The sequence below is a fragment of the Xanthomonas sp. NCPPB 1067 genome, from assembly GCF_020783795.1.
In the GTDB taxonomy this organism is placed as follows: domain Bacteria; phylum Pseudomonadota; class Gammaproteobacteria; order Xanthomonadales; family Xanthomonadaceae; genus Xanthomonas; species Xanthomonas melonis.
Window position 1 is genome coordinate 12,923 of record NZ_JAJGQG010000020.1, and the last position, 14,740, is coordinate 27,662.

At 66.6% G+C, this 14,740-nt stretch carries 16 protein-coding genes and 2 tRNA genes; 12 read left to right on the forward strand and 6 right to left on the reverse strand.

The features are described 5' to 3' along the window. The first annotated feature begins 85 nt into the window (after positions 1-85). Positions 86-880: an adenosylmethionine decarboxylase gene (speD, locus tag LL962_RS14715; RefSeq protein ID WP_007967854.1), complete on the forward strand. Its 795-nt coding sequence runs from the start codon at positions 86-88 to the stop codon at positions 878-880. A 160-nt stretch (positions 881-1,040) separates the two neighbouring features. Next, the gene (locus tag LL962_RS14720) at positions 1,041-1,355 is read left to right on the forward strand and encodes a DMT family transporter (RefSeq protein WP_104586094.1); all 315 of its coding nucleotides are present in this window, start codon (positions 1,041-1,043) and stop codon (positions 1,353-1,355) included. Positions 1,356-1,550: 195 nt separating this feature from the next. On the opposite strand, the gene coq7 is transcribed toward LL962_RS14720, so the two are convergent. Further along, the gene (gene coq7, locus LL962_RS14725; RefSeq protein WP_228317449.1) at positions 1,551-2,204 is read right to left on the reverse strand and encodes a 2-polyprenyl-3-methyl-6-methoxy-1,4-benzoquinone monooxygenase; all 654 of its coding nucleotides are present in this window, start codon (positions 2,202-2,204) and stop codon (positions 1,551-1,553) included. A 181-nt stretch (positions 2,205-2,385) separates the two neighbouring features. On the opposite strand from coq7, the gene rplM reads away from it, so the two are divergent. After that, positions 2,386-2,814 (forward strand): 50S ribosomal protein L13, encoded by a 429-nt coding sequence (rplM, locus tag LL962_RS14730; protein ID WP_016902424.1) that lies wholly within the window; start codon positions 2,386-2,388, stop codon positions 2,812-2,814. Positions 2,815-2,816: 2 nt separating this feature from the next. Then, the gene (rpsI, locus tag LL962_RS14735; protein WP_005990700.1) at positions 2,817-3,209 is read left to right on the forward strand and encodes a 30S ribosomal protein S9; all 393 of its coding nucleotides are present in this window, start codon (positions 2,817-2,819) and stop codon (positions 3,207-3,209) included. A 416-nt stretch (positions 3,210-3,625) separates the two neighbouring features. Here the strand turns inward: rpsI and LL962_RS14740 are convergent. Both LL962_RS14740 and LL962_RS14745 read right to left on the reverse strand, forming a co-directional pair. Then, positions 3,626-3,700 (reverse strand) — tRNA-Gln (locus LL962_RS14740). A 52-nt stretch (positions 3,701-3,752) separates the two neighbouring features. Beyond that, a tRNA-Met gene (locus tag LL962_RS14745) sits at positions 3,753-3,829 on the reverse strand. A 118-nt stretch (positions 3,830-3,947) separates the two neighbouring features. Between LL962_RS14745 and LL962_RS14750 the strand changes: the two genes are divergently transcribed. From LL962_RS14750 to bfr, 3 genes are all read left to right on the forward strand, one after another. Beyond that, positions 3,948-4,565 (forward strand): RNA pyrophosphohydrolase, encoded by a 618-nt coding sequence (locus LL962_RS14750; protein ID WP_104586090.1) that lies wholly within the window; start codon positions 3,948-3,950, stop codon positions 4,563-4,565. Positions 4,566-4,645: 80 nt separating this feature from the next. After that, positions 4,646-4,849 carry a (2Fe-2S)-binding protein gene (locus LL962_RS14755; protein ID WP_104586088.1) on the forward strand — a complete coding sequence of 68 codons (204 nt, stop codon included), beginning with the start codon at positions 4,646-4,648 and terminating at the stop codon, positions 4,847-4,849. A 234-nt stretch (positions 4,850-5,083) separates the two neighbouring features. Continuing rightward, entirely contained in the window at positions 5,084-5,554 is a 471-nt protein-coding gene (gene bfr / locus LL962_RS14760) for a bacterioferritin (RefSeq protein ID WP_104586086.1), read from the forward strand. Positions 5,555-5,735: 181 nt separating this feature from the next. On the opposite strand, the gene LL962_RS14765 is transcribed toward bfr, so the two are convergent. The 3 genes from LL962_RS14765 to LL962_RS14775 are packed head-to-tail and all read right to left on the reverse strand — an operon-like array spanning position 5,736 to position 10,657. Further along, entirely contained in the window at positions 5,736-8,003 is a 2,268-nt protein-coding gene (locus tag LL962_RS14765; RefSeq protein WP_228317488.1) for an ATP-binding protein, read from the reverse strand. 39 nt (positions 8,004-8,042) lie between these two features. Further along, complete coding sequence (locus tag LL962_RS14770) at positions 8,043-9,992, reverse strand: EAL domain-containing protein (protein WP_228317450.1); 1,950 nt, start codon at positions 9,990-9,992, stop codon at positions 8,043-8,045. 38 nt (positions 9,993-10,030) lie between these two features. Next, on the reverse strand, positions 10,031-10,657 hold the full coding sequence (locus LL962_RS14775) for a DUF4126 domain-containing protein (protein WP_228317451.1): 627 nt from the start codon (positions 10,655-10,657) through the stop codon (positions 10,031-10,033). 128 nt (positions 10,658-10,785) lie between these two features. Here LL962_RS14775 and LL962_RS14780 point away from each other — a divergent pair, with 128 nt between their 5' ends. From LL962_RS14780 to LL962_RS14800, 5 genes are all read left to right on the forward strand, one after another. Continuing rightward, positions 10,786-11,523 carry a DUF6776 family protein gene (locus tag LL962_RS14780; protein WP_228317452.1) on the forward strand — a complete coding sequence of 246 codons (738 nt, stop codon included), beginning with the start codon at positions 10,786-10,788 and terminating at the stop codon, positions 11,521-11,523. A gap of 3 nt (positions 11,524-11,526) precedes the next feature. Next, positions 11,527-11,976 (forward strand): bactofilin family protein, encoded by a 450-nt coding sequence (locus LL962_RS14785; RefSeq protein ID WP_228317453.1) that lies wholly within the window; start codon positions 11,527-11,529, stop codon positions 11,974-11,976. Positions 11,977-12,056: 80 nt separating this feature from the next. Beyond that, a complete protein-coding gene (gene erpA, locus LL962_RS14790) occupies positions 12,057-12,443 on the forward strand; it encodes an iron-sulfur cluster insertion protein ErpA (protein WP_228317454.1) in 387 nt (128 codons plus the stop codon). Between the two features lie 369 nt (positions 12,444-12,812). Beyond that, positions 12,813-13,712 (forward strand): NAD(+) diphosphatase, encoded by a 900-nt coding sequence (nudC, locus tag LL962_RS14795; protein ID WP_228317455.1) that lies wholly within the window; start codon positions 12,813-12,815, stop codon positions 13,710-13,712. Between the two features lie 132 nt (positions 13,713-13,844). Next, the gene (locus LL962_RS14800; protein ID WP_228317456.1) at positions 13,845-14,738 is read left to right on the forward strand and encodes a cobalamin biosynthesis protein; all 894 of its coding nucleotides are present in this window, start codon (positions 13,845-13,847) and stop codon (positions 14,736-14,738) included. Positions 14,739-14,740 lie beyond the last annotated feature (2 nt).

Here is a 14,740-nt window from a genome sequence, read left to right on the forward strand (position 1 = left end):
AACCATTCTCAATGACGGCATTTCGTTGCTGGGATCTTTGGCTCATAATTGACTCCTTTCCCGCCTTCCAAAAGGACAGACCGACGTGGTCAAGCCGTTGCCTCGCCTGAGGCTGCAGGGGTTCAACAACCTCACCAAGGCGTTGAGCTTCAACATCTACGACGTCTGTTACGCGCGTACCGAAGAGGAGCGTCAACGCTACATCGAGTACATCGATGAGCAGTACGACGCCGATCGTCTGACCCAGATCCTGACCGATGTGGCCGAGATCATCGGTGCCAATATCCTAAATATCGCACGCCAAGACTACGATCCGCAGGGCGCGTCGGTCACCATCCTGATTTCCGAGGAACCGGTGATCGACAAGAAGCAGGCCGGCAAGGAGTTGATCTCCGACGCTGTGGTTGCTCATATGGATAAGAGCCATATCACGGTTCACACATATCCGGAGACGCACCCGCAGGAAGGCATCGCCACCTTCCGTGCCGACATCGACGTCGCTACCTGCGGGGTGATCTCGCCGCTGAAGGCGCTGAATTACCTGATCGAAAGCCTGGAATCGGACATCGTGATCATGGACTACCGTGTCCGTGGCTTCACCCGCGATGTGAAGGGCAAGAAGCACTATATCGATCACAAGATCAACTCGATCCAGCAGTTCCTGGCCAAGAACGTGAAGTCGCGCTACGAGATGTTCGACGTGAACGTCTACCAGGAAAACATCTTCCACACCAAGATGCACTTGAAGGACTTCGATCTGGACCAATATCTGTTCGAAGAGCGCGCCAAGAACCTCTCGTTCAAGGAGCGCATGAAGATCGAGACGCTGCTCAAGCGCGAGATCGAAGAGCTGTTCCACGGGCGTAACCTGAGCGAGTAAGCGCAGGCAGCCCTGAAAGCACGCCCGCTTGCGGGTGTGCCCGAGAATCGAGGCGGGACGGCCCGCCACGCGAAGACCTCGCGTTCCACAGCCGACGGCGGCCCAGTGTGCAGACACTGGGCCGCTTTTTTTTTGCGTTTTTTTGTAGAGGAGTGACGTGATGCCCTGGATCTATCTCGTACTGGCCGGCCTGTTCGAAATCGGCTTCGCCCTGGGTCTGAAGTACAGCGATGGGTTTACCCGGCTGTGGCCCACGGTCGGGACGATCGGTCTGGCCGGGGTTAGCCTGTGGTTTCTCACCCAGGCACTGAAGACCATTCCGGTCGGCACTGGCTATGCGATCTGGACCGGGATCGGCGCGGTAGGCGTGGCCCTTGCCGGGATCGTGCTGTTCGGCGACAGCGTCTCGTGGTCGCGCCTGGCCTGCATCGGCCTGATCGTGGCTGGTGTGATGGGGTTGAAGCTGGTGAGTTAGTCAGCCCCGCTGCGCGGGCCTGCCCCCCAAAGTTTGCTTTGCAAACTTTGGGCCCCAACGCAGTGGCTTCCTATCCCCGCGCCTTCGGCGCGCCCCCTTAACAAAGGGGGCTCTGCTCCAGTGGGATGTCGCGAGGGGTGGGGCCTGGTTTGCTGGGCGTTGCCAGTCGCCAGCCCGAATCCCGAATCCCACCGGCTACAGCCGATACGCGACCGTCTTCATCAGTCTGGAGGCCAGGGCCATGGCGCTGGGGATCGGCTGCGGGAGGATCCGGGCGCCGGCCTGCTCGGCATGGTCGGCGTGGCGGGCCTCGTCGATCTTCATCACGCGCAGGATCGCGCGGCTGCGCTGATCGACGTCTGGCAGGGTTTCCAGATGTTCGTCCAGGTGCGCCTCGACCTGGCGCTCGGTCTCGACCACGAAGCCCAGGCTCCAGTCGTCGCCACGTAGCCCGGCCAGTGCGCCTAGCGCGTAGCTGCCGGCGTACCAGAGCGGGTTGAACAGGCTGGGGCGGCTGTCCAGCTCGTGCAGGCGGTCCGCACACCAGGACAGGTGGTCGGTCTCCTCCTGTGCCGCTTCGAGCAGGTGCTGCTGGGTATGCGCATCGCGGGCGACTGCGGCCTGGCCGAAGTACAGGCCCTGCGCGCAGACCTCGCCGACGTGATTGATGCGCATCAGTCCCGCCGCATGCCGGCGCTGGTCTGCGGTCAGGGAGGCATCGGGGGTGTCGGTGGAGGGATTCGGGCGCTGCGCGGGCGGATTGCCGAATACCGTGTCCAGCGCGCGCTGGGTTTCGACGAGCAGCCGGTCGAGCGGGCTATGCAGCCGCAATGGAGAGGTCTGGATCATGCCGCGATTCTGGCCCGCGTCCGCGCCGCTGCCAACCGCATGCGACGCAGACGCGCGCCGACTTGCGCATGCGCGGGGCGCCGCGTACAATCCCGCCTCTTCTGTTTCGCCTTCACAACGCGTGGCAAAGTTCCAGCGGCCCTTGCCGCTGCAATCCGCCCGACCACTCAAGAGTTTTCTCATGACTACGTTCACCGCCAAGTCCGAGACCGTCCAGCGCGACTGGTATCTCGTCGACGCCGCCGGCAAGACGCTCGGCCGTCTGTCCACCGAACTGGCCCGCCGCTTGCGCGGCAAGCACAAGCCGGTTTATACCCCTCACGTCGATACCGGCGATTACCTGGTGGTGATCAACGCCGAGAAGATCGTCGTGACCGGTAACAAGCTGAAAGACAAGAAGTATCACCGCTTCACCGGCTACATCGGCAACCTCAAGACCGAGAGCCTGGAGCAGGCGCTGGAGCGCCACCCGGAGCGCGTGATCGAAATCGCCGTCAAGGGCATGCTGCCGAAGGGTCCCCTGGGCCGCACCATGTACCGCAAGCTCAAGGTCTATTCGGGTGCCGAGCATCCGCACGCCGCCCAGCAGCCGCAAGTTCTGGATATCTAATCATGGCTATCACGCAAAACTACGGCACTGGCCGCCGCAAGTCCTCCACCGCTCGCGTGTTCCTGCGCAAGGGCACTGGCAAGATCACCGTCAACGACCGTCCGCTGGACGAGTTCTTCGGCCGTGAGACTGCGCGCATGATCGTGCGCCAGCCGCTGGAGCTGACCAAGAACACCGAAAGCTTCGACATCCTGGTCACCGCTTCGGGCGGCGGCACCACCGGTCAGGCCGGTGCGATCCGCCTGGGCATCGCCCGTGCGCTGGTCGAGTACGACGAAACCCTGAAGTCCGAGCTGCGCAAGGCTGGCTTCATGACCCGCGACGCCCGCGAAGTCGAGCGTAAGAAGGTCGGTCTGCACAAGGCGCGTCGCGCGACCCAGTTCTCCAAGCGCTGATCCATCGCGTTTGCTGCGCCCCGGTTCGTCGGGGCGCCTGCTTCAAAAGCCCGGCCATGCCGGGCTTTTGTCGTTTTGGGGCCTGCGCAGTGGGCGCCTGCAGTCGATGGCCTGCTGTGTCGAGGTAGATTTTTCCTTGCCCAGGCCTGGTGACTTTCGCAAACGTTGGCTGGTCATCTCGTGTATGCCGGCCGCTGCGCCTGCGCGCGGCGGCATGGGGTGATGCCGCCGTGGCCGGCTCTGTGCCTGACTGTTGGGTGCCTGTCTGACCCGGTATCCATTTTCGACCAGGGTGGGGGTGTCGCCTTCGGTGATCGCTGTTCGGCCTTGGGGCGGGAATGCCTGCTGCACGAATGCTGGCAAGAAGTAATCGGGCAACAAAAAAGGCCCGACCGTCAGATCGAACCTTTCGTGTTTGGCTGCCCCGGATGGATTCGAACCACCGAATGCCTGAGTCAGAGTCAGGTGCCTTACCGCTTGGCGACGGGGCAATAAAACTGTGTTGTCCCAGAGTATCGCATGCCTGTTCGGGCCTGGATACCGTGGTGGCTATGGGTGGACTCGAACCACCGACCCCAGCATTATGAGTGCTGTGCTCTAACCGGCTGAGCTACATAGCCTAGGGAGCCGGCAATTCTCACGATGTGCGTCGGCGTTGTCAAGCATTTCGTTTTCAGCTTGTGAGCCGGGCGTGGCCGTGGCAGAGTCGCTGGCAGTAGATTTTCAGGAGTCCGCATCGTGATCGATCCGGACGGTTTCCGGCCAAACGTCGGCATCGTGCTGATGCGTCAGGACGGTCAGGTGTTCTGGGCACGTCGTGTGCGCAGGGACGGCTGGCAGTTCCCGCAAGGTGGCATGAACACCGACGAGACGCCTGTCGAAGCCATGTACCGCGAGTTGCGCGAAGAAACCGGGTTGTTGCCCGAGCATGTGGAATTGCTCGGCGCCACCCCCGGATGGCTGCGCTATCGTCTGCCGAGCCGTGCGGTGCGGCGGAACGAACGGCAGGTCTGCATCGGCCAGAAGCAGGTCTGGTTCCTGCTGCAGTTCACCGGCGACGAATCCCATCTCAAGCTCGACCATACCGACACGCCCGAGTTCGACCACTGGCGCTGGGTGGATTTCTGGTATCCGGTCGAACACGTGGTGATGTTCAAGCGCGGCGTATATGCGCGCGCGCTGCGGCATCTGGCGCCACTGGCGCAGAACATCGCAGGCCACGCAGCGGTCGGAATGATGCCCGAACGCGCGCTGGAAGCCTGGCTGCCTGGCAGCAGCGCGGCCGGGCACGACCGTCCACGTAAGCGCCCGCGCAAGCGGGGCGGGCCGCGGCCGGCGCTGATTAATAATGATTAACGTTTGGAATTGACACCTATTCTCGTTTGCGGTGCAATCACTGCCGATCCCCTCCGGATCGCCAGCACCCGACCAATACCGTGTACGTCTGCATCTGCAATGGGGTCACCGACCACCAGATCCGCGAAGCGGCCGAAAATGGCTGCACCAGCCTGGCCGAGCTGACCATGCGCACCGGCTGTGGATCCAACTGCGGCTCCTGTCTGGACATGGCGTCCGACCTGCTGAACCAGGCGCACGCCAGCCGTGCGCTACCGCTGCCGCTGCTGGCAAGCGCGGCCTGACTGAGCAGGTCCTGGCGCGCGCCGCGTGCCAGTCGAGCGCCCGTACAACGTCGCTGCACACTCGCGGCGCAGCGCGTCCAACGGTGCGATTCCCAAGTGCGGTGACGCTGGTCTGCCCGCTTGTGCGTAGCGGGCATGTCGCCGCGCGCGTCCCGCAACTGATCACGATTCGCGTTCCTTCATGCTGCGCGCCGACGCGATAGAGTGCGGCCGGCGCATTCCCGGAGACATCGCATGAAGGGCGATACCAAAGTCATCGAGTACCTCAACAAGGTGCTCTACAACGAACTCACCGCGATCAACCAGTACTTCCTGCATGCCAAGATGCTGAAGAACTGGGGCCTGAAGGAACTGGCCGAGCACGAGTACAAGGAATCCATCGACGAGATGAAGCACGCGGACAAGCTGTCCGATCGCATTCTTTTTCTCGAGGGGCTGCCGAACTTTCAGGCGCTGGGCAAGCTGCGCATCGGCGAAAACCCGACCGAAATGTTCCGCTGCGATCTGGCGCTGGAGCGTGAGGCCGTGACGGTGCTGCGCGAAGCAGTGGCCTATGCGGAGACCGTCAACGACTACGTCAGTCGCCAATTGCTGGTGGACATCCTGGAATCGGAAGAAGAGCACATCGACTGGCTGGAAACCCAGCTGGATCTGGTGGCGCGCATCGGCGAGCCGAATTACCTGCTGACCAAGCTGGACGACTGAACGCCGGATCGGCCGGGGTGGTCGTCCGCGCTGGACTGCGGATCTGCAGTGGTGCGCGCGTACGACGCCGGAGATGACTCCGGTGGCCACTGCCGACGGCCTTGACGGCCGCGGCAGACGGGCATTCGATGCGGGTGGTGGGCGTGCGGCAGCTGCCGCTGTCCTGCTGGCGGCAGCCCGATTACCTGTCCGTAATGCCGGCGGCGGCCTGCAGGCGGGCGACCTGGCCCAGCAGGGCCAGCCGCGCGCGCGCGTATTCGGCGATGACCAACGCCACCATCACCGAAGGGCGTTCGATGGTGCCGGTGCGGGCGGCCAGTTCGATACGGCGCGCCGCGTTGGACAAGGCCTGCGCGCCGACGTTGGCGCTGGAGGATTTGAAGCTATGGGCCAGATCGCGCAACTGCATGCTGTCGCGGTTGGCTGCGGCCGCTTCCAGCTGCTCGATGATGCCGGGAGCATCGTCCAGGAACAGCTGCAGGATGGTGACGGTGTCCGCGCCGGCGACCTCGTAGAGTTCGTCGATGACGCTGCTGTCCAGGATCGGCAACGCGCGCGCCTGGGCGGCGGCACTGGTGCTTTCCGGATCGGGCGCTGCGGTTCCGCTGGTTGGCCCGGTCAACAGCGGTTGACGCGGCAGCCAGCGCTGCAGGCAGGCATCGAGCTGTTCGCGGGCGACTGGCTTGGAAAGGTAATCGTCCATGCCGGCGGCCAGGCAGCGTTCGCGGTCGCCGGCCATGGCATTGGCGGTCATCGCCACGATCGGGATCGGACGACCGCCGCTTTCGGCTTCCATGGCGCGCCAGCGACGGGTAGCGGCATAGCCGTCCAGCACCGGCATCTGGCAATCCATGAACACCATGTCGTAGCGGGTCGATTCCATGCTGCCCAGTGCGGCTTCGCCATCGGTGGCGGTGTCGGCCTCGAAGCCAAGCACCGCCAGCAGCTTCTGTGCGACCAGCAGATTCACCGGGTTGTCCTCGACCAGCAGGATGCGCACCTCGCGCGCGCCGGCCATCGGTGGCGGCAGCGGTTCGGGAATCATCGCCACCGCCGGCGCAGCAGCGTGCACGGGCTTGGGATCCGGTGGCAGCACCACCGATCGCAGGAGCTCGTCCGGGCTATGACGCGGGACCAGGCTGGCGTGGTCCCGCAGGTCGGCCGGTACCGGTTCGTCGCCATAGAGCCAGATCAACCTGGGGCCGCCCAGATCTTCGGGCCGGGCCAGCGCGCGATGCACGGCACGCGCGCTGTAGCGCAGCGTGTCGTGGTCGGCAATGACGCAACGAAAGCCTTCGGTGTCGTTGTGGCGGCGCACCCGCTCGAGTGCTTCCTGCGTGGTCTCCATCAGCACATGCGACACGCCCCAGCCGTCGAGCAGGCGTTTGAGCCGCTGCTGCAGCCGCGCATCGGAGCTGATCACCATCACCCGCGCCGCATCGACACCGCTGGTCTGTTGCAGGTCGCCGATCACCTTGAGCAGCGGGATCTCGAACCAGAACGTGGCGCCGCGACCGGGCTCGGACTCCACGCCGATGCGCCCGCCCATCAGGTCGATGATGCGTTTGCAGATCGCCAGCCCCAGGCCGGTGCCGCCGTACAGACGTGTGGTGGAAGCATCGGCCTGAGCGAAGGAGCGGAACAGGCGGGCCTGCTGGTCCGGCGCGATGCCGATGCCGGTATCGCGGACCTGGAAGCGCAGCAGGTGCTGGGCGCGGGTTTCGCCCAGGCGGCGCAGCTGGATATCGATGCTGCCGCGCTCGGTGAACTTGATCGCATTGCCGATCAGATTGCTCAGCACCTGACGCAGGCGGATCGGGTCGCCGCGCACCAGCAGGCGCACCGAGGGCTCGATATCCAGGCCCAGGCGCAGCTGGCGGCTCTCGGCAGTACGTTGAAGCAGCTGCACCACCCCGTCGAGCAACTCGCGCAGGTTGAAGGTGGTGATCTCCAGTTCGAGCTTGTTGGCTTCGAGCTTGGAGTAGTCGAGGATGTCGTCGACGATGCGCAGCAGCTGCAGCGAGCTGCCGGTGGCCGTCTGCAGCATGTCGCGCTGGTCCACGCTGAGCTGGCCGCGCGAGATCAACTCCAGCATCGGAATGATGCCGTTGAGCGGGGTGCGGATCTCGTGGCTCATGGTGGCCAGGAATTCGCCCTTGGCCAGCGCGGCGGCTTCGGCTGCCTGCTTGGCGCGCAGCAACTGCTGTTCGAGTTCGCCATGGCGCTGCAGTTCCTGCTGCAGGCGCTCGCGGGCGAGTTCGGCCTCGTCCACGCGTTGGGACAGCGCACGCTGCGCGCGCGCGCCACGGTGGGCGGCAAGGGCTGCGCAGATCGCCAACACCACGGTGGCGGCAGCCGCAGCGGCGGTGAGGGCACGCCACGGCCCCGGTAGCCCGGCCCACTGCAGGCCTGCCCCGGCCGCCGTGACGATGGCGGTGGCGATGGCCAGGCCGTTCCAGGCGCGACGGCCTCCTGCCGGCGCCGTCACTCAGAGCACCGCGTTGGTGAAGTCGAAATCCAGTTCCTTGCCGACGGTCTGCACCAGATTGCCCTGAATGAAATCCACCCCGCTCATCCACATCGCTGCGGCCGCCTGCGGGTCTTCGATGCGTTGGCCGATGATCAACAGGCCGCGCTGGTGGGCGATATCGATGACGCTGCGCAACTGGTCGCGCACTGCGGCGTTGCCATGCGCATCGGCGAAGCGGTTGGCCATGCGCACGAAGCTCAGCGGCAGTTGGGCCAGTAGTGCGTTGGCTTCGTCGCCGGGCTCGAACTGGCTGAGACAGAACTGCACGCCGGCTGGCATCAATTTGGCGCAGAACTGCTGCACGGTGACCGCGTGGATCAGGGCGTCGTCCAGGCGCAGATCCACGATCAGCGTTTGCCCGGCCACGCCACGTTCGGCCAGTGCCTTGAGCAGCCAGTCGGCGAACGCCTCGCGCGCCAGCGTACGGGGCGACTGCGAAACGAACAGACGCAGCGGCGGGCTGGCGTGCTGGTACAGATGCAGCAAACCGAGTGCGTGGTCCATGACCTGCTGATCGAGGTCGGCGATGCGTCCGGCCGCTTCGGCGGCGGGAATCACCTGGCCGGCCGACAGCAGGGTGCCATCGGCCTGACGCAGCCGCAGCAGCACCTGGTATTGCGCGGTATCGCCGCCGGCCACGGCCACGATGGGTTGGTAGGCCAGTTCCAGCTGGCCTTCGACCAGGCGCAGCTGCTCCTGCTGCTCGGCCTGGCTGGGCGCCAGATAGGTCTGCACCCCGTCGCTGCGCAGGCGTGCCTGCAGCGCGGTACGCTCCACTGCTTCCAGTGCGCTGCCGGCGTCGTCGAAGCCCAGGCTCAGCGGCGCGGCGCCGATGGCGCAGCGCACGTGCACCGCCTCGTCTTCGCGCACCGGGAAGGCGTTGGCGGAGAGCCGTTCGCGAACCTCCAGCGCGCGCTGTTCCAGGCTGGTCTCGTCCATCTCCACGGCCAGCAGCAGGAAGCTGTTGTCGTTCAGGCGCGCCAGCGGATAGGGCTGGGCGGCGCTGGCCAGGCGATGCCCGGCCTGGGTCATCAAACGTTCGTACGCGGCATAGCCATACCGTTCGCGCAGGCCGAGCGCGCTGGCGATCTCGATGAAGAACAGCCCGCCGGCCTGCTTGCGCGCCAATGCATCGGCGAGCAATTCCATCACATGGCCGCGCGTGGGCAGGCCGGTTTCCGGGTTGCTGCGTGCGTTGCCGTGGTCACCCGTCTGTTGCAGCGCCTGCTGGCGCGCGCGGCGGATGCGGTTGGACACGGCCGCGATGAGGTGGCGCGGGCGGATCGGCTTGGTGAGAAAGTCGTCGGCACCGCTGTCGAGCACTTCGAACTGGCGCTCCGGGTCGGGATCGCCGGTCAGGAACACGATCGGCAGCAATTGCTGACCGGGTTGCTGACGGATCAGCGAGGTCAGCCGGATGCCGTCCAGTTCGGGCATGTGCAGATCCATCAGGATCAGATCCGGGTGGTAGTCCTGGATCGCCTGCGGCACGCTGGCAGCGGTCATTTCCACCTGCGCATGCATGCCGGCGCCGTGCAGCACGCTCTGTGCGAACAGCGCCTGCGAGCGGTCGTCTTCGACGATCAATACGCGGTAGGGCGCGTCGGCGGCGGCAGGGTCGTCGCCTTGCCGCGTGGCCGTCGAGGCGGCCGCGGGCGACGCTGCGGGTGGCGCGGCGCGCACATTGGCGGCCGTTGCCTGCGCCGGTGCCTGCAGAACCGGGCCTGCGGCCGCGGCGGGCACCGGTGCGGGAATGATCGCCGCGCTCACCGGTGCAAGGCTTTCGGCCACGGCGTCGCCAGCCCAGCGGCGCCAGTGGTCGGCCGGCGGGGTCTCGGCGCGCAGCGGGCGCTGCCGGGTGGCGGTGTCGTCACGGGTGGTGAATGGAACCGGATCTCGGGCGGCCATCGATACTCCCTACAGTCGCGATGATTATGCGATGAACTTCACGATAGCGGGGAGCGGCGTGCAGTCGGCGTGGTGGCTGCGCGCAGCGGCGCCGCCAGCCGGCGCATGCCCCGCCACAGCAACCGCCAGACCCACCATACCGTCAGCGCCACCAGCAGGCTGGACCCCACCGCCAAGCCCAGCGCCAGCCATGGATGCGCCAGGGCCACGGCCAGGGCGGTGGCAGCGAGGGTGTCTTCGGCCAGCGATGCGATCCAGTTGCTGGCCGGCTCCGGCGAGGTGTTGAGCAGCGCGCGGGTACCGGCCTTGAGGGTGTGGCTGGTCAGTGCCACGCCGGCCCCCGCCGCCAGCGCGCCGGTACTCAGGTCGCCATCCGGCGACAGCGTGGCGGCGGCCAGGAACGCGCCGGCCGGGACGCGTGCCAGGGTCTGCAACAGATCCCAGCCCGAGTCCACACCAGGGATCTTGTCGGCGACGAATTCGGCCACCGCCAGTGCGCCGGAGGTGCCCAGCACCCACCACGACTGCGCCGGATGCAGGGCCGGGGGCAGCTCGATCCAGCCGAGCAGGCCGGCCAGGCCCACGCCGAATACCGTCAGGTAGACGCGGATGCCGGCCAGCCAGGCCAGCAGGATGCCGATCACGAACAGATGGGCCTCGCTCATGGCGTTGCTTCCTGCGGACAATACGGAACTATCGGATAACGGCCGACGCAACGCCAGCGTGGCGGCAGTCCGCGCTCTGGCACACTACGCCGCCGCCCTCAGCGCCGGCCCGTCCGGCCCAGATGCCCATGAGACCAGCCGCCCGCGTCCAGATCGTCCACCGTCAGGCGGGTAGTGGCCATGCCGGCGGACGCTGGCGATGGGGGGCGATCGCCCTGCTCTGGCTGGCGTCGTTGGGCGGTGTGTGGTGGATGGCCACGCGTACCGCCGCGCCACGCCTGGTGCAGGCCGAGGCCGCCCTGCAGCAGGCCCAGCGCAGCCAGGCCCAGCAGCGGCGGCAGATCGAGCAGTTGCAGCAGCGCCAGGTCAACCTGGCGATGTCGGACAAGATCAGTCGCGCGGCCAATACCGAAGTGCAGGCCTCGCTGGCCGAGCGCGACGAACAGATCGCCGCGCTGCGCGCCGATGTGGCTTTCTACGAGCGCCTGGTGGGCGCCACCGCGCAGCGCAAGGGGCTCAATGCGCACTCGGTGCAGTTCACCGCCGAGGCCGGCGGCACCTGGAACTACAGCGTGGTGCTGACCCAGAACCTCAACCGTGGTGCGATCAGTCAGGGCCAGCTGCGCTTTGCGGTGGAGGGCGTGCGCGCCGGCAAGCTGGTGACGGTGAACTGGAACGAGCTGCATCAGCAGCCCGCTGCCGCCGGGCAGCCGTATTCGTTCCGCTATTTCCAGCAACTGGACGGCAGCGTGATCCTGCCGAAGGATTTCACCCCGCAACGTGTCAAAATCTCCCTGAGCGGCGAGGGGGCGCCGGTCAATCAGGCATTCGATTGGAAAGTCGCCGCCAGCGGCGCCGGGGAGTAGCTCATGTTCGGAAACAAGTCCAGCCGCGGTGCGCAGACCGTGGTCGACACCTTGATCGGGCCGCAGGTGGTCATCCGCGGCGACCTGACGTTCAGCGGCGGCCTGTACGTGGAAGGTCGCATCCTGGGCAAGGTGATTGCCGAGGACGGCGCCAGCGCCACCCTGACGGTGGCCGAGCAGGGCAGCATCGAGGGCGAAGTGCGTGCGCCGGTGGTGATCATCAATGGCCAGCTGACCGGCGATGTGCATGCAGCCGAGCGGGTCGAACTGGCCGCCAATGCGCGCGTGCAGGGCAATGTGCACTATCAGGTGGTGGAAATGAGCGCCGGCGCGCAGCTCACCGGGTGTCTGATCCATGCCGCCGCCGCAGGCGCCACCGCGGCGCTGCCGGCACCGGAAGGCCATCGCGCCGAGCCGGCCAAGGCCGCGCAGCCCGAAACTGCCGACGCCTGAGCCGCGCTGCGGCTGAAGCGCGACCGCGTGGCCGACACATCCGGCTTGAAGTGGCGCCGTCCGGCCCCCATGCTGGCGGCATGAGTACGCTCGTTTCGCTTCCCACTGCCGCTCCGGCGCCGGACTACCAGTCCATCGACCGGCCGTTGAACTTTTCTGGTGCCGCCGCCGCCAAGGTACGCGAGCTGATCCAGGAGGAAGGCAACGCCGACCTGGCCTTGCGTGTGTACATCCAGGGAGGCGGGTGTTCGGGGTTCCAGTATGGGTTCGAGTTCGACGAGAACCGCGCCGACGACGATCTGGCCGTGGCCACCGACGGGGTGACGTTGCTGGTCGACCCGCTCAGCCTGCAGTACCTGATGGGCGCCGAGGTGGACTACACCGAAAGCCTGACCGGTGCGCAGTTCGTGATCCGCAACCCCAATGCCAAGACCACCTGCGGCTGCGGGAGCAGCTTCAGCGTGTAAGGCATGACGCGTGCTGGCGTGGACGTATGTAGCAAGCGTCTACGGTGGTGAGTGATCCAGCGGCGGAGTTCACTCGGGAGAACTGCTGGCTGCTGTGTGCTTGCGGCGGCTGGCTGGGTGCCGCTGCACAAGCGCACTGTGGCAGGGCCGCGCTGCCAGCAACCGCCTGCGCTGCGCTGATGGACGCTTGCGTTGGCTGGGTACGCGCCGCAGTAACAGCGCGCAGTAGGGCCGCAATGTCCGCAACCGCTTGCATTGTACTGATCGCTCGCAGCCATCGCCTCAGCGTCTGAACGTGCAACCTGGATTCTGCGACGACCGTGCGCGGCATGGTTGCGGGTGTCGCCGATTATCGGCAGGCTTGCGCCGATGTCAGACTCCACTCTTCCGTTGTCCGGTTTCGCCTTCACCCACGCGCCGCTGGATCGCGGCGATGCGCTGCGTGACGACCCGGCTGCCCTGGCGCAGCTGTGGGCGCAGGGCCATGTGCTGTTGATCGATGCCAAGGGCACCGCCCTGGCCGATGCGCAGGGGCAGCCGCTGTTGCTGCAGGGCGCCGCGCTTGCCGACAGCCCGGAGGCGGCGATCTTCCTGGGGCTGCGCGATGGTCAGGGCTGGTTCTGCCTGTCGGCCGACCCACTCGATCTGAAGGCGCCGCAACGGGTGGACCTGCGCCAGGCGGCGGCGCAATGGCCGGCAGACATCGCCACTGCGGTGTCGTTCGCGCGGGCGATGCTGCATTGGCAGGCACGTACGCGTTACTGCGGCGTCTGCGGCGGTGCGATCGTGTTCCGCCGCGCCGGCTTCATCGCGCATTGCACGCAGTGCCAGACCGAACACTACCCGCGCGTGGATCCGGCCATCATCGTGGCGGTCAGCGACGGGCAGCGGCTGCTGCTGGGCCGCCAGGCCAGTTGGGCGCCGCGACGCTATTCGGTGATCGCCGGCTTCGTCGAACCGGGCGAATCGCTGGAGCAGACCGTGGCGCGCGAAGTGCATGAGGAAACCCGCGTGCGGATCCAGCACTGCCGCTATCTGGGCGCGCAGCCGTGGCCGTTTCCGGGAGCGTTGATGCTGGGCTTCACGGCGCAGGCGGCGGCCAGCGAGGTACCGCAGGTGACCGGCGAGCTGGAGGATGCGCGTTGGGTAGGCCATGACGAGATCGGCGCCGCGCTGGAAGGCCGCGGCGGTGAAGACGGCATCGGGTTGCCGCCGGCCATTTCGATCGCGCGGGCGCTGATCGAGCATTGGTATCGCAGCCATGGCTGAGTGCCGGCGTCCTGGCGGCGACCGCGGCTGGGCCGTGGCAGGCGCGCCTGCCGCCTCGGCGCATCCGACGTTCGTGCGGCCGTTGCAGTGGGGTTGGGTCCGCTCGGCTAGACTCCGCTGAGGAGGAACCCCATGTTCACGACCCTGGTTGCTGTCGTCGTCGCCCTTGCGTTGGGTCATCTGGTGCCGGCGCAGGTCGCCCGTCTACGGCGTTTCGAATGGTTCGCGCGCTGGCTGCGCCGGCTGGACAGCCATGCCGCCGGACGCGGCGCGTGGCAGGGCCGCTACGGCGTGCTGCTGGCCCTGCTGCCGGTGCTGTTCGTGGTCGTGCTGCTGCAATGGGCGCTGGACGATGTGTGGCATGGCTTCCTGTCGCTGCTGTTCGGCGTGGCGGTGCTGGCCTGGACCTGGGGGCCGCGCGATCTGGATCGCGATGTCGAGGCGGTGATCGACGCCGACGAGCCCGGTACGCGACGCGAGGCGATTTCGCATCTGCAGGCGGCCGGTGGCAGCGTGCACGAGGACGCGCCCTCGCTGGTGGAGGCTGTGGTGGTCAACGGTCTGCGCCGCTGGTTCGCGGTGCTGTGGTGGTTCCTGTTGCTGGGGCCGTTCGGCGCGGTGCTGTACCGCCTGACCGCCCTGGCGGTGGAAAGCCCGCTGTCGGTGCTGCTGCCGCCACGCAATCTGGCTGGTGCGCGTTGGTTGCTGGCGGTGCTGGAATGGCCGGTGGCGCAGCTGATCACGGTGTCGATGGCGCTGGTGGGCAATTTCGACACGGTGTTCCGGGCCTGGCGCGAAGCGCACGGAAACCGCTGGACGCTGGAGCCGCATTTCCTGGGCGCGGTGGCGCGTGCCAGCGTCAGTGCCGAACTGCGCGATGAAGCCCACGACTACACCGATTCGGGCTTGGTCCCGGTCTGGCGCCGCCTGCCGGAAGTGCGCGATGCGATGAGCCTGGTGTGGCGCGTGCTGCTGCTTTGGATGGTGGTACTGGCGTTGCTGGTGATTGCGGGGTGGGTGCGGTAGGG